The organism is Burkholderia cenocepacia (assembly GCF_900446215.1).
Classification (GTDB): domain Bacteria; phylum Pseudomonadota; class Gammaproteobacteria; order Burkholderiales; family Burkholderiaceae; genus Burkholderia; species Burkholderia cenocepacia.
Genome location: NZ_UAQZ01000014.1, coordinates 582,414 through 606,669, shown reverse-complemented (window position 1 = coordinate 606,669; position 24,256 = coordinate 582,414). Strand labels below are relative to the sequence as shown.

At 64.6% G+C, this 24,256-nt stretch carries 20 protein-coding genes; 7 read left to right on the top strand and 13 right to left on the bottom strand.

Annotated elements, in window-relative coordinates; genetic code table 11:
* Positions 1-5: 5 nt before the first annotated feature.
* Positions 6-1,379 (top strand): HdeD family acid-resistance protein, encoded by a 1,374-nt coding sequence (locus tag DTA15_RS29475; protein WP_006481833.1) that lies wholly within the window; start codon positions 6-8, stop codon positions 1,377-1,379.
* A 79-nt stretch (positions 1,380-1,458) separates the two neighbouring features.
* On the opposite strand, the gene DTA15_RS29470 is transcribed toward DTA15_RS29475, so the two are convergent.
* Entirely contained in the window at positions 1,459-2,799 is a 1,341-nt protein-coding gene (locus DTA15_RS29470) for an AraC family transcriptional regulator (protein WP_006481739.1), read from the bottom strand.
* Between the two features lie 476 nt (positions 2,800-3,275).
* Between DTA15_RS29470 and DTA15_RS29465 the strand changes: the two genes are divergently transcribed.
* Genes DTA15_RS29465 through DTA15_RS29450 form a run of 4 tightly spaced genes read left to right on the top strand, consistent with a single transcriptional unit; the run spans position 3,276 to position 8,356 of the window.
* Positions 3,276-4,397, top strand: coding sequence for a glycosyltransferase family 4 protein (locus DTA15_RS29465; RefSeq protein ID WP_006481741.1), 1,122 nt, complete (start codon positions 3,276-3,278; stop codon positions 4,395-4,397).
* Positions 4,394-5,155 carry a polysaccharide deacetylase family protein gene (locus tag DTA15_RS29460; RefSeq protein ID WP_006481834.1) on the top strand — a complete coding sequence of 254 codons (762 nt, stop codon included), beginning with the start codon at positions 4,394-4,396 and terminating at the stop codon, positions 5,153-5,155. Before DTA15_RS29465 ends, DTA15_RS29460 begins: the two co-directional genes overlap by 4 nt.
* Positions 5,152-6,954 (top strand): ArnT family glycosyltransferase, encoded by a 1,803-nt coding sequence (locus DTA15_RS29455; protein WP_006481742.1) that lies wholly within the window; start codon positions 5,152-5,154, stop codon positions 6,952-6,954. The genes DTA15_RS29460 and DTA15_RS29455 overlap by 4 nt, the downstream gene beginning before the upstream one ends.
* Positions 6,908-8,356, top strand: coding sequence for a helix-turn-helix transcriptional regulator (locus DTA15_RS29450; RefSeq protein ID WP_227743231.1), 1,449 nt, complete (start codon positions 6,908-6,910; stop codon positions 8,354-8,356). Before DTA15_RS29455 ends, DTA15_RS29450 begins: the two co-directional genes overlap by 47 nt.
* An 8-nt stretch (positions 8,357-8,364) precedes the next feature.
* Here the strand turns inward: DTA15_RS29450 and DTA15_RS29445 are convergent, their stop codons facing one another.
* The 12 genes from DTA15_RS29445 to DTA15_RS29390 form a co-directional block, all read right to left on the bottom strand.
* Entirely contained in the window at positions 8,365-9,102 is a 738-nt protein-coding gene (locus DTA15_RS29445) for an SDR family NAD(P)-dependent oxidoreductase (protein WP_006481806.1), read from the bottom strand.
* A gap of 42 nt (positions 9,103-9,144) precedes the next feature.
* The gene (locus tag DTA15_RS29440; protein ID WP_006481747.1) at positions 9,145-10,047 is read right to left on the bottom strand and encodes a SphA family protein; all 903 of its coding nucleotides are present in this window, start codon (positions 10,045-10,047) and stop codon (positions 9,145-9,147) included.
* Between the two features lie 23 nt (positions 10,048-10,070).
* Positions 10,071-11,600, bottom strand: coding sequence for an aldehyde dehydrogenase family protein (locus tag DTA15_RS29435; protein WP_006481775.1), 1,530 nt, complete (start codon positions 11,598-11,600; stop codon positions 10,071-10,073).
* Positions 11,601-11,881: 281 nt separating this feature from the next.
* Positions 11,882-12,976 (bottom strand): porin, encoded by a 1,095-nt coding sequence (locus tag DTA15_RS29430; protein WP_006481808.1) that lies wholly within the window; start codon positions 12,974-12,976, stop codon positions 11,882-11,884.
* Positions 12,977-13,186: 210 nt separating this feature from the next.
* Entirely contained in the window at positions 13,187-13,888 is a 702-nt protein-coding gene (locus DTA15_RS29425) for a maleate cis-trans isomerase family protein (RefSeq protein WP_043033214.1), read from the bottom strand.
* Between the two features lie 82 nt (positions 13,889-13,970).
* Positions 13,971-15,341, bottom strand: a complete 1,371-nt coding sequence (locus DTA15_RS29420; protein WP_006481780.1) for an MFS transporter — start codon at positions 15,339-15,341, stop codon at positions 13,971-13,973.
* 11 nt (positions 15,342-15,352) lie between these two features.
* The gene (locus tag DTA15_RS29415) at positions 15,353-16,492 is read right to left on the bottom strand and encodes an FAD-dependent monooxygenase (RefSeq protein WP_006481824.1); all 1,140 of its coding nucleotides are present in this window, start codon (positions 16,490-16,492) and stop codon (positions 15,353-15,355) included.
* Between the two features lie 11 nt (positions 16,493-16,503).
* Positions 16,504-16,986: an acyl-CoA thioesterase gene (locus DTA15_RS29410; protein WP_006481807.1), complete on the bottom strand. Its 483-nt coding sequence runs from the start codon at positions 16,984-16,986 to the stop codon at positions 16,504-16,506.
* Entirely contained in the window at positions 16,983-18,650 is a 1,668-nt protein-coding gene (locus tag DTA15_RS29405) for an AMP-binding protein (RefSeq protein ID WP_006481832.1), read from the bottom strand. Before DTA15_RS29405 ends, DTA15_RS29410 begins: the two co-directional genes overlap by 4 nt.
* Before the next feature lie 21 nt (positions 18,651-18,671).
* Positions 18,672-19,553, bottom strand: a complete 882-nt coding sequence (locus tag DTA15_RS29400; RefSeq protein WP_006481769.1) for a VOC family protein — start codon at positions 19,551-19,553, stop codon at positions 18,672-18,674.
* 63 nt (positions 19,554-19,616) lie between these two features.
* The gene (locus DTA15_RS29395) at positions 19,617-20,900 is read right to left on the bottom strand and encodes an alpha/beta fold hydrolase (RefSeq protein ID WP_006492256.1); all 1,284 of its coding nucleotides are present in this window, start codon (positions 20,898-20,900) and stop codon (positions 19,617-19,619) included.
* Between the two features lie 129 nt (positions 20,901-21,029).
* The gene (locus DTA15_RS29390) at positions 21,030-21,845 is read right to left on the bottom strand and encodes a TetR/AcrR family transcriptional regulator (protein ID WP_227743230.1); all 816 of its coding nucleotides are present in this window, start codon (positions 21,843-21,845) and stop codon (positions 21,030-21,032) included.
* A 1,673-nt stretch (positions 21,846-23,518) separates the two neighbouring features.
* Here DTA15_RS29390 and tnpA point away from each other — a divergent pair.
* Positions 23,519-23,902 carry an IS66-like element accessory protein TnpA gene (gene tnpA, locus DTA15_RS29380; protein ID WP_012492467.1) on the top strand — a complete coding sequence of 128 codons (384 nt, stop codon included), beginning with the start codon at positions 23,519-23,521 and terminating at the stop codon, positions 23,900-23,902.
* Positions 23,899-24,237: an IS66 family insertion sequence element accessory protein TnpB gene (tnpB, locus tag DTA15_RS29375; protein WP_006481817.1), complete on the top strand. Its 339-nt coding sequence runs from the start codon at positions 23,899-23,901 to the stop codon at positions 24,235-24,237. Before tnpA ends, tnpB begins: the two co-directional genes overlap by 4 nt.
* Positions 24,238-24,256 lie beyond the last annotated feature (19 nt).

The following is a 24,256-nucleotide window of genomic DNA, read 5'->3' as shown; positions in this document are numbered from 1 at the left end:
GAACCATGGTAAGGCTGGTCATGCTGTTGCTGGGCGTCGACTATTTGCGCACGCGCGCCACAGGGATTGGCTGGATCGGCGTAGCGTGGGCGGTCGCGGGGGTTGTCGTATTCGTCGACGCGCTCGACGGCGCGATGCATTTCCCGATCACGTTGTTCGCGTGGCTGTTCTTGCTCGAGGGGCTGGCGACGCTCGCGGTTGCGTGGACCGGCGTCGGTGGACAACGCGCGCTGCGCTACGTGAAAGGCTTCGCCGTTGTGGCCGCGTCTGTACTGATCTTCGCCGGACACCATCACGGTAACCTGATCCTATCGATGATCTTCGGGACGTTGTTTCTTGTCGACGGGTTACTGCAGTGCATATCCGCATGGATCGTCCGGTATCGTCGTTGGAAGGCTGCCTTCGCCTGGGGCGCCTTCGAGCTGCTGATCGCGGTGTTCTTCTATCAGCCGTATCCGACGCATTACATGGGCACGCTGCCGTACTGTCTCGGGTTGTTCCTGGTCTTCGGCGGCACGAACATGCTAGCGCTCGCCGCACGCGTGCGGCGTCTCGACCGTAATCCAGCATTCGACATGTCGCGGCGATCCGCGTTGCTGCCCGACGCAGATTCGACCACGCGCGCGAGCCAGTTCGATCGCACCGAATGGGACGGCCCGCCGGACGACCACGAGAGCGCGCTGACCGTGCACGTGTGGACGCCTACCGGCTCGTCGAAGGCGCAGGCGCAGCATCATCCGGTGGTCGACCGCTACATCGCGGCCGTCGATATCAACGGAACGATCTCGACCGGGCACGCGGCGCTCGAATCTCCGGAAGGAATTTACATCAGCTTGTATCCTGCCGCCGAGATCGACCGCTCCCCGTCGGAGTTCGGGCGCATCCTGCGTGCGACACACGAGAACGACGTACCGGGCATGTTTCAACCGGACTACGCGACGGAGTCGGAGGCATGGTGCCCGTCAACGGTGCGCGTGCGGATCCGCAATTACGATCCGGTGAAGCTGCATGCGTTCTGGGAGCGCTATCGCGCGAATCCGACCTACAACCTCACGCACCGGAACTGTTCGAGCACTGTCGCCTATGCGCTCGAGGCCGCGATCGACGGCGCGGTCGGCCGGTTGCGCGGCAGCGGAACGGGATGGAGCAGCTTTCTGCGCGTGCTCGTCACGCCCGAGCTCTGGGTAGCCGCACAGATTCGCAAGCGTGCGGTGACGATGGCATGGACGCCGGGTCTCGCGCTCGACTACGCCCGCGCACTTAGCATGCTCGCCGATCCGCGGCCGTTCGCATGGTGGAAGGCCGCACGGGTGGCCGCGGCACGGCTGTCGCGACAGCGACGCGCATGGCGTGCGCAGGACGCGGGTGCCATCCAGTGACGCGGCGCAGGAATCCTATCGCGATCAAGCCGGCGGAATGAACGCATGACGATCCGCTCGAAGCGCTTGCGCGTGCGGTTCATCGGCTGCGGTTGTCGCTGCGGGCCGGTGTGTTGGCCGACAGGCGAAGCTGGCGCGGCGTGACGCCGTAATGTCGCTTGATCAGCGTCGTCAGATAGCTCTGGCTGCCGAATCCGCAATCGAGCGCGATCGACAGGATACTCGCCGACGTGTTACACAGGCGCCAGCGCGCCCGTTCGAGACGCCGTTCGATGACGTACTGCATCGGCGTGCGGGAGAACTGCGCCTTGAACGCGGCGATCGTCGCGTGTTCGCTCAGGCCGGCCAGGCGCGCCAGATCGGCGAGGCCGATCGGTTTGCCGAGCGATTCGTCGATGAACCGATTTATCTGCATTTCGCACAACGTATCAGCGAACCCGCGGAGATCGTGATGGAGGTCGGCGTTCGAATTGCGCCGGTAAGTCGCGGTCGGTGGTTCGCCGAAACGCTCAAGATAAGCGCTCGCGAAGCGGTTGGACGGTGTGAAGCCGAACGCGCGCAGGATATCGCTGAAACTGTCGTCGCCGTTCGCGAGCGCGCGCCGCACACCATGGAGCCGTCCGTCTAAAAACAGCGCGGCCGAGGGGCGGCCGGTGAGTCGGCGGATCGCATTGTCCAGCGCACCGGTCGGGCAGCCGAGCGCATGCGCGATCGAGCCGAGTGTTTTCCATCGCATCGGATCGGTTTCGATCAGCGCCACCGCGGAACGCGCGGTGTGTTCGGTCGCACAGGCATCCGTGGCGAACAGCGCACTGTAGTTGTTTCCGTGCCGCAACATCATATGTTTCAGCATGTGCTCGTACAGTGCGCGGATAGCCGGCTCCGGCGCAGGCGTCAGCATCATCATACGGCGCAGGCAGTCGGCTGCGGCGTTCCATGCAATGGCCGCTTCCGTCGCGACCGGTTTCATGTCGAACCGGACCGGCGTCGCGAGGGGGCGGCCGATCCATTGCGATACGAAGTCGTTGAGATCGCCGGCATCGAGTATGACCGACAGATGGCCGATGCCTTCGGGTTGCGTGACGCAGGTCGATATGCCGGTCGACGAAATCGGCATTACGTCGCCGACCGTACATTGAGCGACCGTTGCGCCGCTCGTATAGGTCGAACCGCCGCGGCGGCATGACAGGAACAAGTAATTCGGCCGCGGTTCCGGTGAATGAAAATGAAACGGCATCTCGTAATCGACGTCGTATATGCCGATTCCGTTCCATTCCTGACCGCCCATATTTACGGCCTTTCGGTCCGCATGCTGTGCGCGAAAGCGGTTATCCGCATAAATTTTTTCGATGAAATCGGACACTTCATCCGGATCGTCGCTGTGGAAACTATGCGTCAGAATCGATGATTCGCTCATCATGATGTTTGGTCGGGATTTTAGTGTCTCGATTGAATTCCTCAAGGAATCAATCAGGGCCGGAAGCAGCGCATTCGCGTCCGATATCGTAGGGAAATGTGAGCCGTTCGATAAGCCGCCAGACCGTATACGAGGTATACAACCGGCGGCACGCGTATCGACAACGAAACTGACGCGGGGCGAAACAACTCGGCCCGACAGTGCAAAAAACGCTCCAATCGACTTTCCTAGAATCGATGATTTTAGAGAAATTCCGTCAATATTTTGAAATAAATATTATTACATAGTCAATACAATGATGCCAATCGTTACAGTTCATGCTGGGCGAATGCAGCCGGAATTGTATGAATGACTCAATTAAAAAATGCGGCGTTATTTGGTGCGACCGAATGAAACCGGTTCACTGAGTCCGTGAAAGGGGGCGTGTCCGTCGTCCAGTACGGGCGCGCTTGCGCTGCACCAGCCGCAGAAGACGAGCGATGAACATTCTCTATACCAACTTTCATGGCGGCAATGGTGGCGGACACGACACCTATATCTATCAACTCGCAGCCGGCTTGGGCTGCCGGTATCGCGTGGCGGTAGCGTCGCCGGCCGGCAGTCGGCTGTCGCGGATGGTCGACACGTTGCCGGGCGTGTGCGTCGTCGATATGCAGTTCAAGCCGGGCTGGCGCGCGTTCGTTCCGAAACTGTTGCGGTTGCGGCATCTGATCGCGCAATCGGTGTTCGACGTGATACACGTGAACGGGTCGGCCGACCATCGGCAAATCATGCTCGCCCTGGCGGGCTACCGCAAACGGCCGCCGGTCGTCTTCACGAAACACAATACGTATGCGGCCGGCAGCGTTGGCAATTTCCTGCGTGCGCGGTTTGCGACGGACCGCACGATCGCCGTCAGCGACTATGTGCGGGGAATGCTGGAACGGCAATCGCCTTATAACGACATCACGGTGATCAAGCATGGCGTTCAACCGCCGTCGCAGGCGCTCGGGCATGCCGAGATTCACCGCCGCAGGGCCGAATACTTTGGGAACGAGGGCGCTGATGCGATCGTGCTCGGCAGCGTGGCCGGCACGGCCGAGCACAAGGGCTGGAGCGATTTGGTCATCGCGCTGGCGCGACTGTCGCCCGCGCTGCGCGCGCGGTTTCGTGTCATGCTGGCCGGCGACTGGCCTTCGCCTGAACAGCGCGCATTCGTCAAGCGCAGCGGCGTGGGTGAGTTGGTCGCGTTCGTCGGACCAACGGATCGCACACACGACGTGCTGGAGGCATGCGACGTATCGTTCGTGCTGTCGTATCACGAGAGCCTGTCGTATGCGTGCCGCGAAGCGATGTCGATGGGCCGGGCGGTAATCGTGACGGCGGTCGGCGGCCTGCCGGAGAACGTGAGCGATCGCGTCGACGGATGGATCGTCCCGCCGCGCTCGCCGGATGCGGTGGCAGCCGTGCTGCTCGAGATCGCCGCACATCCGGAGCGAGCGGTGCGGATGGGCCGCGCCGCTCGGGCAAGGAGCGAGTACGAATTCGGTTTCCAGCGATTCATCGACGAAACCGCGTCCGTTTATCGCGCGTTGGTTCGAAAAGCGGCGACGCGCACATGAACGATCGCTCGACGCAACCACCGGTGCCGTCGAGCGCGCCGGCGCCGATCCGACCTGCTGCGTCTTGTCCGATCCTGATGTATCACCAGATTCGGCCGCTGCCGCCACGTTCGGACGTCCTGCGCGGGCTGAGCGTCGACCCTCGTGCGTTTCGCCGCCAGATGCGCGTGCTGAAGGCATTCGGCTATCGCGGCGTGTCGGTCGCTGAACTGCAACGGCAACAGGCGCAGGCGCGGGGCGGGAAGCTGTTCGCGATTACATTCGACGACGGTTTTCGCAACGTATTCGACCACGCGTTGCCCGTGCTCGACGAACTCGGCTTCACCGCGACCTGTTATTTCGTGTCGGGAAAGCTCGGACGAAGCAACGACTGGGATCGTGGGCTCGCGACGGCCGAGGCGGCGTTGATGGATCGCGGTGCGATGCGCGAATGGCTCGCACACGGACACGAAGTGGGTGCGCATACCGTCGATCACGTCGCACTATCGGAAGTCTCAGCACAGACTGCACGGCGGCAGATCGCGCACTCGAAAGCGCAGCTCGAGGAGGCGACCGGACGCGCCGTCGTGTCGTTTTGCTATCCGTACGGATCGTTCGATACGATAGTGAGGCGGCTCATCGTCGAAGCGGGTTTCCATAATGCGACGACGACCGCGCGCGGCCGCGCGACAGCGTGCACCGACCCATTTTTGCTGCCCCGGCTGGCAGTGCCGGGCGGGCGCGGCATCGTGCGATTCATCGGGCGATTCTTCCGGTGAGGCGCGATACGTCCGTCGCGGACGCCGCGCGCGTTGCCACTGCGTTCGACACGCGCTGGTTCGAGCGGCCGGCAGCCCGCGTACTGATGCTCGTCGCGCTCGGGATCGCGTATCTGGTGCCGGGACTTGTCGGGCACGACCCGTGGAAGCAGGACGAAACGTACACGTTCGGGATTATTCGGCACATGCTCGATAGCGGAGGCTGGATCGTGCCGACCAACGCCGGCGTGCCGTTTCTCGAGAAACCGCCGTTGTATGACTGGGTCGCCGTCGCATTCGCGCGACTGTTCGGCGGGCTGCTGCCGCTGCACGATGCGGCCCGCCTCGCAAGCGGATTCTTCGCGGCGCTTGCGTTCGGCTTTACCGCGTACGCCGCGCGCGTGGCGACCGGCGCGACACGCTGGCTCGATCCGGGCGTGACGGGCCCGGTCGCGCTGTGCGCGGGCACGCTCGTCGTGATCAAGCATACGCACGACATGATGACCGACGTCGCGCTGATGGCCGGTACGGCGATCGGCTTCAGCGGCCTGCTCGAGCTCGTCGCTGCGTGCACGCGCGGTGGTCGTCCCGACCGTCGTGCCGCAGTGCGGCTGGGTGCCGGCGTCGGCATTGCGCTGATGTCGAAGGGCCTGTTCGTGCCGCTCGTGTTCGGCGCGACGCTGTGCGTGGCGCTCGCGTTGTACCCGGCATGCCGCACGCGTGCATGCGCGCGGGCGCTGGCGGTGGCCGCCGCGATCGTTGCGCCGTTCGCGCTCGTGTGGCCCGTCGCGCTCTATCTGCGATCGGAGACACTCTTTGCGATCTGGTTCTGGGACAACAATGTCGGTCGCTTCCTCGGCTTTTCGGTACCAATGCTCGGTGCCGAGAACGACAAGCCGCTGTTTGTCTGGCGCGCGCTGCTGACGGTCGGATTCCCGGTCGGTCCGCTCTCGGTCGTCGCGATCGCCGGTGGCGTATTGCGCGGCTGGCGCAATCCGGCGATCGCGCTGCCGGTCGCATTCGCCGCGCTTGGGCTCGTCGTACTGCATGTCGCCGCGACGTCGCGGCAGCTGTACATCCTGCCGTTCGTCGGGCCGCTGTCACTGATCGCCGCGCGCAGCATCGAGCGTATCGACGCACGATGGCATACGGGATGGGATTACGCGAGCCGGTGCCTGTTCGGCGCGTTCGCGTTGCTCGTCTGGTACGTGTGGTTCACGATGACGGGCGATACGTTGCCGCGCGAAGTCGTCGCATGGCTCGACGTGTGGCTGCCGCTCGACTGGACGATCCCGCTGCAACCGGCGGCGCTCTGCGCGGCACTGATGCTCAGCGCGGGCTGGCTCGCGGCACTGCCGTTGTTGGGCAGAGCGGGTCCATGGCGCGGCGTGCTGTCGTGGGCGAGCGGTGCGGTGCTCGCGTGGGGCCTCGTGTACACACTGCTGCTGCCGTGGATCGATGTCGCGAAGAGCTACCGTTCGCCGTTCGTCGATTTGAAGACTCGGCTCGCGAGCGAGTGGCGCGAGACCGATTGCGTCGCCAGCCCGGGACTTGGCGAATCGGAGGCGCCGATGCTCGACTACTTCGCCGGCATTCGCTACGTGCCGGCGAACGACCCGCATGCGCGGTCGTGCCGCTGGTTGATCGTCCAGGGTGTGCGCGGCGCGGTGCCGGATCCGGGCGAATCGTGGACGCCATTCTGGCAGGGGGCCCGGCTGGGCGATAAGCACGAGTCGCTCGTCATGTATCGCGCGGCCAGCGGAGATGCCGTGCATGCGGGCCGTGTACACGCTGCGTCGAATCCGGAGGAGGGCCGATGACGACGCGCAGCAGACGCCGGGGCGGCTGGCTCGCCGCGCTTGTGATCGGGGCGACCATGCTGCTCGTGGCGGAGTTGATCGGGATCGTTGCTTGGATCGTCGGTTAGTGCGAAAACACGCGCCGACACGCGCTCATGGCAAGCATCGGCTCATGTGGGACCGGGTTTTCGATGATTTGACATGGGTGTCAAAAAATCTATACTCGAGTCGAATCAAAACCCGCCGCGTCCGGTCGCATGCGCTGTCGCGACCCATCACGCTCCGGACGACCCGGACGCGCCAGACCCCGTCCGGCCTCCGCGAGACCCGTATGTCGCAAGGCCGGCCCGATGTGCGGCGGCTCGCATCCAGGCCTGTACCGGTCAGCGCACCTCAGCCGCGCCCTACCGATTTCGGCATGCAGACCATTCCTTCGACCCGACTCGACGCACGATTCCTCGAAATTTCCGTCGCGGAGCCCGCGGCGGCCCATGCGGCGATTGCCAACCGGTATTGCGCGTATCGCGAGCGCGGCCCCGGCGGCGGCGCGATCGCGCCGGTCGTTCTGCATGGCGCGGCATGCGGCGCGATAGCGATATCGACGTTGACCTTTGGGCGCGACATCGAAATCGAGCCCGACGACCTGGGCGCTTGCCTGCTCGTCACGACCACCACGAATGGCCGGGCGGGGATCACCGCCGGCCACGCGCACTACGGCGGCGGCCCGGGCACGACCGTCCTGAGCGTGGCGTCGGACCGGCCGCGATTCCATTACGATCCGGCCACTGAAGTGCTCAAGGTGCAACTCGATCATCGGCGCGTGTCCGCGGCGTGCTGGCGCATGATGCGGCATCCGGGCCGCGCGCCGCTGCGCTTCGATGCGGCGATGCGCGATTCGCACGCGTTGACGCGCTGGTTCATGCTGCTGGATTTCGTCATGACGACGCTGAACGAAAGCGATGCCGCGCTGCGCGAGTATCTTGCGCCGAGCATCGAGGAAATGCTGACTGTCACGTTGCTCGATACGCAACCGCACAACTACACGGCCGAGCTGCATCGATCGAGCGGCGTGATCGCGCCGAAGCAGTTGCGTCGGGCCGTCGAATTCATGGAGGCGCGGCTCGGACAGGCGCTGACGCTCGCCGAAATCGCCGAGGCGGCGGATTGCAGCATCCGTTCGCTGTCGCGCGCGTTCAGCGCATTCCGCCAGACGACGCCGATGCAGCACCTGAATCATCTGCGGCTGGAAAAAGTACGCAGCGAGCTGCTGTCGGACGCCGATGCCGCGACCACCATCTCGACGATCGCGCTGCGATACGGATTCGGTCACCTGAGCGCATTCAACCAGCAATACCGGCGCCGTTACGGCGAAACGCCATCGCAAACCCGCAAGCGGGCTCGCGATGGTGCGTTCCAGCGCTAGCGATCGGGTTACGATATCTTGTACATCCCGCCGTCGACGGCCAGTGCCTGGCCGGTCACGAAGGCGCCGTCGTCGCTCGTGAGGAACAGGATCGGCCCGACGATGTCTTCCGGTGTCGCGAAACGCTTGATGGCCTGCTGCTGCCATACGCTGCGCGCGAGCTCATCGGGAATGCCGCTCGTGCCGGGCGTGCGTGTGAGCGCCGGCAGAATCGCGTTGACGGTGATGTTGTCGCCGGCCAGTTCGTTGGCCAGTCCGCGAACGAAACCGATCACGCCCATCTTCGCCGCCATGTAGTGGCTGAGCCCCGCGAGCGGCGTGCCGATCGAATTCGACGAGAAATTCACGAAGCGCCCCCACCGGTTTGCGCGCATCAGCGGGACGAATGCCTTCGCCGAATGGAAATGCGAATCGAGGTTCACCCGAAGCGTGCGTGACCACAGGTCGAAATCGAGATCGTCAAACGCGGCGAACGGATAGATGCCGGCGTTGTTCACCACGATGTCGGCGCGCCCGTAACGCTCGTCGACGGCCCGCGCGAAGCCCGTCCATGCCTGCGGATCGCTGACGTCGCCGGTGAGCACGAGCGGATCGCCGTCGATCAGCGCGCGCGTTTCCGACGGGACGTCGAGGTCGATCAATACCAGTTGCGCGCCGCGCGCGGCCAGCCGGACGGCGACTTCCCGACCGATGCCGCGGCCGGCGCCGGTGACCACGGCCACGCGTCCTTCGTGGGTGTTGTTCATGATGTCTCCTTCGATAGAGGTGAATGAGGTACCGCGGACACTTCAAAGCGGGAATACCGCCCTGATCCAGAAAGCATGGCCCTCCGCGCCGTTGCGGACGGCCATTTCGCGTTGCCACTTGGCGGTCACGAACCAGCCCTGGCGACTCGCGTACTTGAGGCTCGGGCCGATCGCGAATGCCCGGTGACGATTGCCGGCGACGGTCTGCCCGTCGTCCCGGTCGTCGGTGGTCTGAACCGTCATGTAGCCGCCGACACCGAGTACCCACCGCGGTGTGGCGGCCCAGCCGAGCGAATAGTCGGCATAAAGTTCGTTGCCGGACGCATAACCCGTCGCATGATTGGTTTGGTTGAACAGGTAGCCGAGCTTCACGTCCGCATTCAGCCCGCGAGGATCGGCCCAGCTCGCCGCATAGACGGGGCCGAAGGCCCAGTAATTGCGCCCGATGTTGGCGAGGTCGTTCCTGTTGTAGCCACCCGTCGGCGCGAAGAAATCGAATGCGCCGATGACGTGCAGGTTGGGGCTGAAATGCCAGCCGATGCCTGGCGACAGCGTGATGTCGCCGAGCCCGGTCCGGGTCTGGCCGCGGCCGGAGGCTTCCACGTGCAGGTTGACCATCGGCACGATCAGGCTCAACAGGAAGTCACCACCCAGCACCCGTTGCGGCGTGACCCAGACGAGGCGGCTGACGAATGCATTGGCATTGAGCCTGAAGCCGGGCGGCGTGGCGTCCTGTCCGTCGTTGCCGACGAATCGGCGGGCAAAGTACGCTTCCCCGTAGAACAGCGCGTAGAGGCCGGGCGGCGGCAGTGCACCGGTCAGGTAGTTCTCCGCGCCGAACGGATAGACCGAGCCGCCGCCCTCCGTCGCAACGGCGGGCCGCACACCCAGCGCAGCGGCCAGCGCGACGATGCCGGCCGCTGCGCGACCGAGTGGAAAGGACATGGGAATCCCCTTGTGTGCGCCGGCTATTGCCGTGCGCCGAAGATGCCCAGTGCGCCGGGCTGCAGGTCGACGATCACGCTCTTCGTCAACGTGTAGTGGTTCAGCACCTCGTGCGCGAATTCGCGGCCGAAGCCGCTTTGCTTGTAGCCGCCGATCGGCATGCCGCCGAGAAAGTTGTAGTAGCGGTTGATCCACACCGTGCCGGTTTCCAGCGCGCAGGCCATGCGATGGGCGCGCGCGAGGTTGGCGGTCCAGATGCCGCCGCCCAGGCCGTAGACGGATGCATTGGCCAACCGTACGACCTCGTCGTCGTCCTTCCAGGTGAGCACGCTCGTGACGGGGCCGAAGATTTCCTCCTGCGCGATCTTCATCGAGTTCTTCACGTCGACGAACACGGTCGGTTGAATGAAGAGTCCGTTGTCGTAGCCGGGCACGCGGGCGCGGCCACCGCCCGTCAGCACCCGGGCGCCTTCGCGCGGGCCTTCTTCCAGATAGCCGAGGATTTTGTCCATCTGCATCCGCGATGCCTGGGGGCCGAGCTGCGTGTCCGGCGACGTCGGGTCACCGATCCGAATGCCGGCGAGAATGCGCTGGAGCTTGTCGAGGAAATCATCGCGCACCTTTTCGTGGACGAACAGGCGCGAGCCCGCGAGGCAGACTTCGCCCTTGTTCAGTACCGTCGACATGGCCGCGCCTTCGGCGGCGGCGTCGAGGTCGGCATCCTCGCAGACGATGTTGGCCGATTTTCCGCCGAGTTCCATCGTTTGCGGGATGATGTTGGCCGCAGCGTACTGGACGAGCTTGCGCGCGGTCGGCCGCGAACCGGTGAAGCCGACCTTGCGCACGCGCGTGTCGGTCACCAGCGCCTCGCCGAGATCCGGACCGTAGCCCGTCACGATGTTCAGGACGCCGGGCGGCAGCAGGTCCGCCATCTCGCGAGCGAATTCGAGCACCGACAGGCATACGATCTCGGACGGCTTCAGCACGATCGTGTTACCGGCGGCGAGGGCTGGCGCGATCTTGCACGCGAGCATGATCATCGGCACGTTCCACGGAATGATCTGCACGACCACGCCGAGCGGCTCGCGATGCACGATGCCGATCGAGTCCGTGCCGAGCGACGACGTGTGGCGCATCGATTCGCCGTGCAGTTGCCACGGCGCGCCGGAGAAGATCGCGAACTGCTCGATCGCCATCGGCATGTCGAAGTGCATCGATTCACTGATCGGCTTGCCATTGTTCAGCGTATCCATGAGCGCGTAGTACTGCTGCCGGGCCTTGAGGCGGCGCATGATCTCGTACAGGATCTCCTGACGCGCGGCGGGCTGCGTGCGCGCCCAGCCCGGGAACGCGCGCGCAGCCGCATCGATGGCCCGTTCGGCATCCTTGCCGTTTCCGGCCGCGATGCAAGCGAGGACGTCGCCCGTCGCCGGATTGTGCAGATCGATCGTTTTGCCGGTATCGCCCGGCGTCCACTTGCCGTCGATGAACTGGCCATATTCGTGAAGAAAGCCTGCGCCGGCAGGGGCGTGGAAGGGGGTGGTCGCGGTCATTGAAGTCGTCTCCTTGATATCGTCTGTTCGAGGGTGTGGTGCTCGAGGTTCTCGGCGTGGCGCCGTCGTTGCTCGAACCAGACGTCAAGTTAGGCTCGTGCGGCCCCGGTCGCTACCATCGGCTGGCCAGCGTCGGTGCATTCTTGCCAAAACGTCTATCGCGCATGCGCGCAGGCCGGGTGTGCGGGGCGATATCGGAAGGAAGGGGGAATTTGTCGGCGTTCAGCGTCCAACTGCCCAACTGCGCAAGACCGCGACCACGGCAAACGGACGCCGCTTCGTCAGAACTTCTGCTGGAGGCCGACCATGGCGCCGAGTTGATTCATCCCGGTTCCGACGGTCCCGCCTGCGGCGACCGAATTCTCGGCCAGCTTGCTGTTGAACATGTATCCGAGCGACGTATACGCGATCGTGCGCTTCGACAATGCGTAGTTCGCCCGCGCGACGAGCAGCGTCGACTGCGCGCTGTGGGCCCCTTCGTCCCGGCCGCGCTGAAGGTAGCGGACGCCCTGGGCGTCGATGGAGAGGGCTGGCGTGCTCGAATACGTTGCGCCGGCGAAGAAGATGTCCGACTGCAGGTGGGTGGCGGCTGCCATGTTGTTGCGTATCCAGCCGATACCGACCTTGACGGGGCCCGTGACCAGATAGCCGTCGACGATATTGCGCGTCGCGGTATACGCGTTTCGGTTCAATGGCGCGGAAGCGCCGGTGCCGCCGCGCATCACGTCGTAGGACGCCGCCACGCCGAAGCTCGCGGTGTCGTAGGCGACGAGCGCCGTGTATTGCCGGCATGCGAGGATGTCTCCCGGTACCTGCCCGGCGCAATTCGTCGCGCCCGGGCCGGCGGGGCCGGCCGCGTCGCGCCCGAAGCTGTACGTCGCGCCGACGGTGATGCCGCGGAAACGGCCGAGATAGCCGATAGCATTGTCGCTGCGCGCGTTCGGCAGATACCCGTCGAATACGTACAGCGAGTGAATCGACGGCCCGATCACGTCGGCTTTCGCCAGCGCGTACGTCGTCATGTTCATCTGGCGGCCGAGCGTCAGTGCACCGTCATCGCTGCCGACCCCGACGTTGGCCTGCCGGCCGAACAGGCGGCCACCGTAATTCAGGGCGCCGGTGCCGGGCTGGAAACCCGACTCGAGCACGAAGAACGCATGGTAGCCGCCGCCGAGGTCTTCGCGGCCCCTGAAGCCGAAGCGGGACGGTAATTCGCCGGTCAGAACGGGCATGCCGACCCATGATCCACCGTGTGCGGTCGCGTGGTTGTAATACGACACGCCGGTATCGACGATGCCGTAAAGGGTGACACTGCTTTGCCCGTATGCGAGCCCTGACGCCGCCACCAACCCGGCGGCGCTCCATTTGATCTTCATGACGGTCCTGTCTCCATTCTGGCGCCGCAACGCCCTGTTTGAAATATATGCGGGTTGGCTTGCGCGTTCGGTGCGTGTACGGCTCACGCATGCACCTGCCTATCAATTAGTACAATTGAATTTGATCCGGGCGAGCTGTCCGGATCGATCGTGACTCACCGGGGAGACGAGCCCGGCTTCGTGCCGGTCGGAATGTCGGCTTGCGACGGGTCAGCGTGCCTGCAGCAGGGCGCCAGCGCCGGGGATCGCGGGTTCCAGGCCCAAATGGTCGAGCATCCGGCGGACGGTGCACACTGCGGTCGAGACCGTCGGAATCCCGGTCGCATCCTCGATGCGTTGCACGGCGGGCAGCGACGGCATCTGCACGCAAGCGGAGGCGACGATCACGTCGGCACCGGCGGTATCCAGGCGTTTGACGTCGTCCAGCAATTGCAACGGGTCGCGCCTGCCGACTTCGAGGTTGTCGGGAATCTCGAAACAGATCGCGTCGACGACTTCGATGCCCTCGTGTTCAATGTACTGGACGACCAGGTCGGTCAACGGCTTCATGTACGGCGCCATCAGCGCGATGCGGCGGGCGCCCAGCGTTTTCAGCCCATCCACTAGCGCGCCGGCCGACGTCATGACCGGTGCGAGGCAATGGTTGGCTCGCGCGACCTCGGTCAGTTCCCGCTCGGTCTCGCGGTGATAGCCGAGGCCCATGGCCATGATCGCGACGAGGCACGCGGTACTCATCACGTCCACGCGCGCGTCGGCCAGTTCGGCTGCACAGCGCAGGCCCTCCCTGTTCATCGCGGCCAGTTCCTCCTGCGTGACCTTGTGCATGCGCATGCGACTGGAATGGAAGGTGAAATGTTCGTCGGGGCGAACCGCCTCGCGAGCGCGGAGCATCGCGGGAATCTCGGTTTCCATCGTCGTGTTGGAACTGGGCACGATCTGCCCGATACGGAAGTGTCTGGTCACGGTATGTTCCTTTTCTTGCGGGGTGGGGAGATCAGATGCGGGAGGTGGCGTCACGCGGCGCCGGTTCGACCGCGCGCGCCGGCGCCGGCAGGTCGCCGGCGCGCCAGAAGGCGAGAGTCGCGAGCAGTGCCGCGACGCACGGCACGGCTGCGGCGACGAGCAGGCTGGAGGACGGCCAGTTCAGTCGCACCAGTTCGCCGCCGATCACGGGGCCCAGGATCGAGCCGAGCCGGCCGACGCCGAGCGCCCAGCTCATGCCGGTGGAGCGCAGCGCGGTCGGGTAATACACGGCGGCCAGCGCATTCAGCGCGGTTTGCCCGCCGAGCACGCAGAAGCCGGCGATCGCGATCGCGACGAACGCGGTTGCCAGCGAACCAGCCACCTGACCGATCGCGGCAACCGCCAGCGCCGAGCCGACGAAGGTCAGCGCCAGCGTCGGTCCGAAACCATACCGGTCGACGAGCCAGCCGAGCAGCAGGTTGCCGGCGATGCCGCCAACCCAGAAGATCATGCCGGCGAGTACGGCCTGCGACGTGGCGTGGCCTGCGCCGTTCATGATCATCGGGAGCCAGTTCGCGAGAAAGTAGGCGGCGAGCAGGTTCATGAAATTCAGGATCCACAGCAGCGCGGTGCCGGTGCCGAGCGCATGACGGAACAGATGCACGAACGGCACGCCGCTCGTCTTCTTGTCGGGCACGACGAATTCGACGTGCGCATCGATTGCGAGCGCGGGGTCGATGCGCCGCAACAGCGCCCGGACGCGGTCCCGGCCGCGCTGCTGCATCGCCATGAATTGCGGCGATTCCGGCATGCCCGCGATCATCGCGAGGGCCACCAGCAGCGGGGCTGCCGCGCCGACGATGAACACCGAACGCCAGCCGAGCGCCGGAATCATCGCTGCGGCAATCGCGCCGCCGATTGCCCCGCCGACGATGAATCCGGACGAGATGATCATCATCGTCGTGACGCGAATGCGTGTCGGGCTGAACTCGCCCGCGAGCGCGACTGCGTTGGGAATGATCGCGCCCATGCTCAGCCCGGCCGCGAAGCGCAGCAGCAGCAACTGCGGCACCGAGCCGGCTTGTGCCGTCGCATACATGCACGCGGCCAGACAGAGCATCGCGCCGATCAGCACCGGACGGCGGCCGATGCGGTCTGCAACGGGGCCAAGCAGCATGGCACCGATCGTCATGCCGACCAGGCCCGCGCCGAACACTTGTCCGAGGTCGGCCCGGGCGACGCCCCACTGCTTGATGATGGCCGGCGCGACATAGCCGATCGCTTGCACGTCGAAACCATCGATCACGAGGCACAGTGCGCACAGACCGAGTACGAGGTACTGCAAGGCGCCAAGACGGCTGCGGCCGATGACGTCGACGACATTGACGGTGGTTGGGGTCATGGTGCAGTCCTTCAGCGGGCGCTGGCCGGCAGTGCGTCGTAGGCGTCGACGAACAACCGGTCGCGTTGCCGGAGATCGTCGTGGGTCACCTTTTCGGTGCGGCACATGTAGTCGTAGGCGAAGCTGACCGGATCGAGATGCAGCTTGCCGGCGACGTTCTCGTACCAGTCGAGGCTCTTTGCCGCCGCGCCCTGGAAGCGGGACGACGCGGGCCGGCGCTCGGCCTCGAACGCGGCGAACGCAGCCGGCGGGTCGCCGGGCGTCGCCGCCACGGCGCGGTGCAGCGCGATCGCGTCCTGCATCGCCATGCGGGTGCCGGAGCCGAGTGAGAAGTGCACAGTGCGCAATGCGTCGCCGAGCAACACGATGTTGTCGTGATGCCAGTTCGCGTTGCTGACGATGTTGGCTTCGAACCAGAGCGAGCGGTTGGTCAGCAGTTCGTTGCTGCCGAGCTCGGGGCGGAACACGTCGGCGCAGAAGCGGCGGCTTTCGTCCTCGCTGGCGTGGTCGAGCCCGGCACGCCGCCATGTGTCGGGATCCGTTTCGATCAGGAAGGTCGACAGGTCGGGGCTGTATTGGTAACAGTGCGCGATGAACACGCCGTGCTGGGTTTCGCGAAAGATCAGTGAAACCGGATGGAAGCGCTGGTGTGTGCCGTACCACGCGAACTTGTTGCGGCGCCGGACGAATTCCGGGCGGAAGTGTTCGGTCAACTGTGTGCGTATCGCGCTGTTGCCGCCGTCGGCAGCCACCAGCAAGTCGCAGCCAGACGCGAGCGCGCGCGCATCCTCGATGCGCCGGCCGTATTCGATCCGGATGCCTTCGCGTTCGCACGCGCGCTGCAGGACTCGCAGCATCTCGATGCGCGACGTGCGCGAGAAATGATTGCCGTGGACTTGAACGTGCGTGCCACGGTGAACGATTTCCATGTAGTCGCAACGTTCGTGATGCGCGATGAATTCGTCGAAAAACGCCGGATCGGCTTCCTTCAGGAACGATAGCCCGATATCGGAGAACACCACGCCCCAGCCGTAGGTCGCCCCCTCCGGGTTCTGTTCGTAAATGGTGATTCGATGCGAAGGATCGTGCTTTTTTGCAAGCAGTGCGAAATACATACCGGCAGGGCCGGCGCCGACGATGTCGATTTTCATGATGCGTCGTCCTAGATGAATGGATTCGAATCGGCGCCGGCACAGTCGCGCTGGTAGTCCAGCAACGCTTGGCGGAACGCAGGCGGGATGTCGATCGACCTGCGTTCGTCGTGCGCGACGCAGACGGGCGTCAAGCGTGCGTTGAAGACGGCCGCGCCCTGCGGCGTACGGGCGACGATGTCCAGCACGTATGAGCGCTGGCGCACGTCCGCCACCTGCACGGTCATGTCGAATTCGTCGTCGGGTCGCAGCGAGCCGATGAAATCGAACGACAGCGCCCGGCTCGGCGTGCCGAAGCCGAGCGCGCGCTTCGCACGCTGTGGCGTATCGGCGAGCAACGCTCCGTAGAACAGTTCGGCTGCGCAGATCACGTAATCGGCGAAGGTCGCGGTATACACCACGCCGGCCGGATCGCATTCGCCCCATTTCACTCGGCGGCGCACCGTGAGCGGCCGTTCGCCGAGCAGGTATTCGATCGGTGCGGGCGCGCTCATTGTCCGGCCTCCTGCGCGAGGAGATCGACGATGAGCCGCTTCATCGCCGGCTTGTCGACCTTACCGACGCGCGTGACGGGAAATGCGTCGACCACCTCGACCCGCTCGGGGCATTTGTATCGGGCCAGCCCGCGTTCGACGAGGAATTGCCCGAGCGCCTGTACGTCGGGCGCCTGCATGCCCGGGCGGGGGATGATGAAGATACAGCCTTTTTCTCCGTAGAACGGGTCGGGCATCGGCACCAGCTTGGCATCGGCGACCGACGGATGCTGGCTGACGTGGCTTTCGACTTCCTCGCAGCCGATCTTTTCTCCGCCGCGGTTGATGTTGTCGCGCAAGCGCCCTTCGAACGTGTAGTACAGCGCGCCGTCCACCGCATGCGCAGTGGCCATGTCGCCGGTGCGGTAGAAACCGTCGGACGTGAAGGATTGCTCGTTGGCTTCGGCGTTCGCGAAGTACCCGGTTAGCGTGGACGGCCCGCGAAAGCACAGCTCGCCGATCTGGCCGGGCGGGACGGGCTGCTCCGAGCCGGGTTCCAGCAGACGGATCTCGTCGTCGGCGCAACCGGAGCGTCCTTGCGTCCGATGGCGCACCTCGGCCGGCGCATCGGCCGGCGAGCCGAGCAGCAGGCCCTCCGTGATGCCGTACAGGTTCGAGCACGGCACGCCCAGGTGAGTCTCCAGCGTATCGGCGCGGCTCATCGTCGAGAACAGCTCGAGCGACGACAGGTCGTGACGCGCGATATCCGGGTAGGCCATCAGTTGCGGCGCGATCGGGCCGATCGACAGCGCATGCGTGATCCGGTGCCTGCCGATCAGGTCGAGCATCAGCGGAATGTCGACCTGCGGCATCAGGACCACCGGCACGCCGAGGAGCGCGGCCGGAATCAGCGCGTACAGCTGGCCGGCGTTGTGCATCAGCGGCAGCGACCAGATCAGCCGGCTGTCGGCGTCGACGCGATAGCGCCGCATCCAGCCGGCCGAGTGGCCCAGATACTCGGCGTGAAACCGAGGAATGATCTTCGGGACGCCCGTGGTGCCGCCGGAGAGCTGGAAGCTGAGCACGTCGGATACGCCGATCCGCACGCGCCCGAGGCGTTCGCGAGCCTGCGCGAGCGGCATATCGTCGATCAGCGCTTGCATGCCGACTGCACCGGCACGTTCGCCGCGCACGATCACGCGATGCGCGAGCGACGGATGACGCGCCGCCATCGATTCGGCGAAGGCCGGCAGGTCGAAGCGCGTGCTGAAATCCGCCTGAACGAAGTAGCCGCGTGCGCCGGACAGTTGCGCGAGCTGACCGATTTCGATCTCGCGATGTTGCGGCAGCGAACATACCGGTACGATGCCGGCCTTGAAGCAGGCCAGCAGCGCGATCGTGGTTTCCACCGTGGTGCCGAGTTGAAAGATCGCGCGGTCGCCGGGCGCGAGGCCCAGCGCCAGCAGCGCGGCGCCGAGGCGTTCGGTGGCCTCGTCGAGTTCGGCGAAGCCGATCGTGCGGTCGTGACCGATAAACGCGATGCGCTCCGGATGGCGCTGCGCGGTGGTGCGCAGCGCGTCGCCGACGGTGCTGGCGATCCACGCGCCGCTGGCCAGTGCGGCTTCCGCCCTGACGCGGCCAGGGTAGACGACGCCGGCAATCGGCTGTTCGACTCGAGTCTCCATCATGTCTCCTCCCGTCGCGGCTCAGGACCGTACCGGCGCGATGCGCAGGACGTCGCGGTCGAACCGCTCGATGCGCCCGTGCAGGCCGCCGGTCAGCATGCCGTACCAGAGCGCGGGCTTGAAGCCGAGCGCCCGGCGCTCGAACTCGATCGGGCCGTCGGCTTCGATTGAATCGTATTCCTTACCTTCATGCACGCGGCAAGCGGGATGCTGCAGTGCCGCGCGTACGAGCGGTGCGAATTCCGCCACGCGAGGCACCGAGATGCGCACCGGCGCGCCGGTGGCGTGGCCGCGTTCAGCCACCAGTTCCGCCTTGCGGTTCCAGATCGCGTCGACGGTATCCAGCGGACGTTCGGCCGCGCGCGCGGCGTCTTCCAGCGTCATCGCCGCTTCGAGCGTGAGTTGCGCGTCGGTGGCATCGACGGTCGTCAGCGGGCGAAGCTTGTGTGTGAACTCGACGAAGTAGCCGTTGGGATCACGCACGTAGACGGATTCGATCACTTCGTGCCGGGTTTCCACCGATACGTCCAGCCCTTGCGCGTCGAGATGCCGTTTCCACGCGCGCAGTGCGTCCGGACCATCGACGAGCCACGCGGTATGCGTTGCATCGGCGACGTGGTCGTCCGGCAGCGGGCGGGCGGCGGCTCGCGCCGCCATCTCGGCCGGCTCGTCGCTGCCGAGGTAGTAGAAGAACGCGATGGTGCTGCCGTTGCCGCTGTCGAAGAAGAAATGCAGGAAGTCCGGGTGCGTCGCCGGTCCCCAGCCGCGTGCGGAAATCACATGCACGAGCGGCAGGCCGAGCTTGTCGCGGTAGAACTCGACGGTTTCGCGCAGTCGCCAGGTCGGGCGCGCGGTGTGGTCGACGCCGTGCAGCGTCAGCGGGGGAAGAGGGTGAGCAGGCATGAGTCGTGTCGTCCGTGAAGGGTCGTGATGACGAAGAAGGGCCGGGAACGGCAGGCGGCCCGATCAGAGCGAAAATTGCTCGCGCAACCATTGCGTGAGCAGCCGGCCGGCCTCGAGCCGTCCAGGTGCTTCGTCGGCGCTCAACGCGCGGCCGTGGTGATCGCCGCGTACGCGGTGGTGATGTTTGGACGGCGACGCGATCGCATCGACGATGCGTTGCACGTCGCCCGGAAAGCACGCCTGGTCGCCGGTGTATTCGATGACGAGCACCGGCTGGACGATCGAGGGCGCGGTGCTGGCCAGCGACGCGTTGGACGACAGCGCCGACCACGTCGACAGCCAGCTTTCCGGTGTGCACTGCCGCGCGAATCCGACCGCGCCGTAGTTGGACGCATACGGGTCGGCGCCCCACAGTGAGCCGAACTTGCGGTCCGATGCATCGAGGCCGAGATCGAAGCAACGCAGGTCGGCGTCTGTGCGCCAGACGTTGAAGATCGGCGTGTGGGCGGCGACGCGCCGGTCTTCCGGCGTGACGGCGATGCCATTCGCGCCGCTTTCCTTCACACGCCGGCGAGCTTCTTGCCGCCGCGCGATCAGCGTTCGGGCGTGCGCATCGAGGCGGGCCACGCGTGCGTGTTGGGCGCCGCGGTATCGTTCGACGAATTCGGCGCTATAGCGGGTGTTGCCTTTGCCCGCATAGCCGTTGGCCGGAGACAGCGGATCGAGCGACGGATCGACGGACAGCGGATCGTTCTCGTCCGTGACGCTCGGATCGATGCAGTTGAGCAGCAGCGCGCCCTGGCCGGGGTGCGGGCCGACCAGCACGAAACCGTCGACGACGGGCATGTCGAGTTCGGCCAGTTGCGTCGGGCGTCCGCCCGGGGTGCGTGCGATGCGCTGCGCGCCAGGCAGCGCGGACTGCTGCACATACAGCGCATACAGTCCCGCGCCGCCCGAATTGCCGAGCAGCACGATGCGCCGGAACCCCGCCGCGCGCAGGTATTGCAGCCCGGCGGCCACGTCGTGCAGCGCGAATTCGTGTTCGAGTCGCAGGTCGTTGCCGACCGACCGCGGCGACTGTGACCAAGCGGCGTAGCCGGCTTCCACGATATCCGGAATCAGGTAATGGCAGGCCATGAACTCGCGCGGGTGCATCACGCACACCACGGTGTCCGTCGCCGTCGACGGGCGGTACAGCGAACCGCCGGTGGCCGCCTGGTCGGCGGTGCGCAGCACGACATTGGTCGTGACCGTGCCCGGCGGAACGTCGCGCGGGTTCCAGTCGGTATTGAGAAAGCCCGCGGTGGCCTGGGCGGCCGGTTTGCTGGAGGGAGATAAACCGTTCATCGGACGAATCGCGCGTGCGCGCTCCTGACATTGACCATATGCCAATGCTAGGTAGATTTGACAATAACGTCAAATTTTTGACGTAAGTGTAAACGCCGATTCGAACGGGAACGGTGAACGGCCGGTACGTCAGTCCCTGCCGTGGAGGCTGCTTTCGAGGGTGGCCAGCGCTTCGTGCATGCCGGCCAGCGCGCGACGGACGTCGGCGCGCGTGGCGGGCGGCCGGGTGCCGTCGACGACGTCTTCGACGCGAAGCATGCGCAGGCCGAGCGACGCGATGAGTTCGGCGACCGCGTCGACGGACGTGTGCCGGCGAGCGTCGAACCACCACGCGCACCAGTTGCACATGCCGATGATGGAGAAGGCCGCGACATCGGCGTCGACCGCGTGGAAGACGCCTTGCTCGATGCCGCGCCGGATGACGTTCACGAAATCGTCTCGCACGGCGCGCCGCGCTGTCTGGGCAGCGTTGCGCTGCGCGTCCGGCAGGCTGCTTTCGCTGCGTTCGGCGACACGGAACTGCAGCGGATGCGTGAGGATCAGCCCGGCGTGGCCGAGGATCAGTTGCCGAAGCCCCTCGTCGGGCGGCAGCTCCGCGCGTTGCGCGACTTCCTTCGTCAGATCGCTGGCGCGTTCGGTGACTTCCCGCGTCAACGCTTCCAGCATCGATTCCTTGCTGGGGAAGTAGTAATACAGCGCCGTGCGCGTCATGCCGACCGCGTCGGCAATATCGTTGATGTTGGTGCCGCCGAATCCTTTCTCGATGAACAGCAGCGATGCGGCATCGAGAATCGCCTGCCGCTGTGCGTCGCTGCGGGTCGGGCGCGATTTGGTCGGGGTTGTCGTTTTGCTCATGCGGAGTTTGCGCGGAGTCGCTTTCGATCGACGCATGTTAGCACCGGTGAAGCGACGTCTTTGCTTCGCAAACCGTCGGCATCCCTGCACGGTCTACGACTCGAAACAAGCGATGAACCAGTTTGCTATTTTGTTCTGCGAGCGATTCGTGCAGGCGCGGGGATAATGCGTTGGTTATCCGCCTCGCTCGCCAAAATGCGGGCGGGTTGCGGAGAGTTCATCATGACCTAAACGCCAAAAGGATGCGATTCGTTTGGGGCCGGACTGAGATGCGTCGGATCGACAACGCTCGCCTTGCAAAGCCGGGGCGGACCATACATTTTTTACGAGTACGTTCCGCAACATGGCGTTGTCCATGCTCGAGTCCGCCACGATCCGTTTCGGCTTCGCGTTTTTCCTCTTCGAGATGGCGCAATCGGCACAACCCAGAAGGGTCCATCCGCCACATCCGATTCCGCACGGTCACCTCGATCGTGCGATCTGCGGCATGTACGGCAGAGAGAGGACCCCGTTACGTGGCGCCTACTCGCGCATTGCCGCAGCCAACGCTGGTGACGACGATCTCCCGATCCGAGGAAGGCGCGGTGGTCCGGTATCGGTGGGCGACCTGCAAGGGTTGCTAGGCGCTGCCGCTCCGCCGCTAGACTCGCTCGACCGGAATCGCGGGGTAATGGCTGGTTCCGGTCTGTCGAGTGGGGAATGCACGCTTCGCGTAGGTAGTAAGGCCGTGCGGTAGTAGTGCAAGCCGCTACGGTGTGCAAAGTAGGGCTACGTCAATTTTCACAAAATTGAAAGAATTTATAGAAAACATGTTTTTAAAATAATCCTATCCTGCATGTAATGAAACGAACGTTGCCGATATTTTGGATTCGGTATTCTGGATCGCGGACCAAGCCGTCCGGATGCGGGGACCGAATGTCGACCGCCGTACGGAAGACACGAAAAATATCAACTTACCTAACGAGGAGCGTTGTCCCGCTCACGCAAGCTTCGTGCCCGATGCAATTTTGTCGAGCGTGATAGCAGACGTTATCGAAGTGGGTAAATCCCAACGCCGGAAAATTATGACGATTCTTGGCCCGAAATCCTGTGATCGTGTCGGAAGAAAATTCGTCTTTCCGCCTTGCTTTCGTGCCTTCGGAACGACTCGGCCGCGTTTCGGCTAGGTAATATCCCTTCCTCGCGGACCTTACATTTTCCATGAAATTTCAATCGGCTGAGCGCTTTTGCCGCGCGGGCCGAGTATACAATTTTGGCTATTCGGCCTGGATTTCATCGGCATGACCCACTCAAAAATACAATAAATTAGGAGTCTATAGGATGTTTTAGAATGCGCACTAAAAACGCGGTCGGAATTTGGTTCAGTTGACGGCTGATACGAAAACTTTTAGCAGTACGCTCACGCGACGGATCGAGACAATGCCCGCGTTATCCATCGCCAAGAAGGCGACGTTCGCTGCACCACGTCTGACGTCGCGGAGTGTTGATGTGATGAAAATGGCGAGTCTGGAGAGATCGCGCTACGTAAATCGGAACAATCATTTTATATGTCCCGGATCCGGGAATGGTAATGACGTTTCGATATGAGCAGCGTGGCTACCACATCGATTGTGCGGTCGACCAGGGAGTGCTGATCGCGGCGGTGGCGTACCGAGAACCCGGCCATGGAGTATGGCGTTCGTGTGTAAGCGGCCAGCCAACCCGTCTTGAGTTTGGCCGAGGCGCTTGGGAGTATCGTGTCCACTTAACGAATAAGCGGACACGTGAACACTATCGAATCGGAATCACTCCCGGAGCGTCGTCGTCGGCAACGCTATAGTGAGGAGTTCAAGGCGCAGGTGGTAGCGGCCTGCCAGGGAATCGGCGTATCGGTTGCGGCGGTCGCTCTGGAACACAGGCTCAACGCGAATCTGCTGCGGCGCTGGATCGATCAGGCGGAAGGCCGACTTCCCAAGAGACCGCTGGGCCGTCCGCCGGCCACGCCACCGTCGCTGCCAGCCTTTGTGCCGGTGGCATTGGGAGCGCCGAGTCCGCATTCGCCGGAGATCCGCATTGAGATTCGCCGAGGAGATCAGTCGATCACGGTGAGTTGGCCGGTATCCGAGGCAACCCAGTGTGCCGTCTGGCTGCGCGAGTGGCTGCGGTGATTCGTGTCGACGAGATCTGGCTGGCGGTCGATCCACTGGACATGCGGGCCGGTTTCGACACGGCCCTGGCACGTGTGGTCAAGGTGTTCGGCGCCGCGCACCCACACCATGCCTATCTGTTCGCCAATCGGCGCGCCACCCGCATGAAGGTCCTGATTCACGACGGGATCGGCATCTGGCTGGCCGCGCGACGCCTGAATCAAGGGCAGTTCGCGTGGCCGCACATCGGCAGCGAACCGAAGCAGCGTGTCTTGACGCACGAACAACTGGCCGGCCTGGTGCTGGGCTTGCCCTGGCAACGCATCGGCGAGGATGGCGTGATCCGTGTCGTCTAAATCCGGCGGGGAGGTAAAC

Excerpts from the sequence above, each read along its gene's own strand:
- DTA15_RS29410 (WP_006481807.1), bottom strand. The coding sequence starts at position 16,986 with ATGAGCGCGCCCGCACCGATCGAATACCTGCTCGGCGAACGGCCGCTC.
- DTA15_RS29475 (WP_006481833.1), top strand. The coding sequence starts at position 6 with ATGGTAAGGCTGGTCATGCTGTTGCTGGGCGTCGACTATTTGCGCACG.
- DTA15_RS29400 (WP_006481769.1), bottom strand. The coding sequence starts at position 19,553 with ATGCCTGCTCACCCTCTTCCCCCGCTGACGCTGCACGGCGTCGACCAC.
- DTA15_RS29420 (WP_006481780.1), bottom strand. The coding sequence starts at position 15,341 with ATGACCCCAACCACCGTCAATGTCGTCGACGTCATCGGCCGCAGCCGT.
- DTA15_RS29440 (WP_006481747.1), bottom strand. The coding sequence starts at position 10,047 with ATGTCCTTTCCACTCGGTCGCGCAGCGGCCGGCATCGTCGCGCTGGCC.
- DTA15_RS29470 (WP_006481739.1), bottom strand. The coding sequence starts at position 2,799 with ATGATGAGCGAATCATCGATTCTGACGCATAGTTTCCACAGCGACGAT.
- DTA15_RS29460 (WP_006481834.1), top strand. The coding sequence starts at position 4,394 with ATGAACGATCGCTCGACGCAACCACCGGTGCCGTCGAGCGCGCCGGCG.
- DTA15_RS29395 (WP_006492256.1), bottom strand. The coding sequence starts at position 20,900 with ATGAACGGTTTATCTCCCTCCAGCAAACCGGCCGCCCAGGCCACCGCG.
- DTA15_RS29425 (WP_043033214.1), bottom strand. The coding sequence starts at position 13,888 with ATGGAAACCGAGATTCCCGCGATGCTCCGCGCTCGCGAGGCGGTTCGC.
- DTA15_RS29450 (WP_227743231.1), top strand. The coding sequence starts at position 6,908 with ATGCGGGCCGTGTACACGCTGCGTCGAATCCGGAGGAGGGCCGATGAC.
- DTA15_RS29445 (WP_006481806.1), bottom strand. The coding sequence starts at position 9,102 with ATGAACAACACCCACGAAGGACGCGTGGCCGTGGTCACCGGCGCCGGC.
- DTA15_RS29415 (WP_006481824.1), bottom strand. The coding sequence starts at position 16,492 with ATGAAAATCGACATCGTCGGCGCCGGCCCTGCCGGTATGTATTTCGCA.
- DTA15_RS29465 (WP_006481741.1), top strand. The coding sequence starts at position 3,276 with ATGAACATTCTCTATACCAACTTTCATGGCGGCAATGGTGGCGGACAC.
- DTA15_RS29435 (WP_006481775.1), bottom strand. The coding sequence starts at position 11,600 with ATGACCGCGACCACCCCCTTCCACGCCCCTGCCGGCGCAGGCTTTCTT.
- DTA15_RS29405 (WP_006481832.1), bottom strand. The coding sequence starts at position 18,650 with ATGGAGACTCGAGTCGAACAGCCGATTGCCGGCGTCGTCTACCCTGGC.
- DTA15_RS29430 (WP_006481808.1), bottom strand. The coding sequence starts at position 12,976 with ATGAAGATCAAATGGAGCGCCGCCGGGTTGGTGGCGGCGTCAGGGCTC.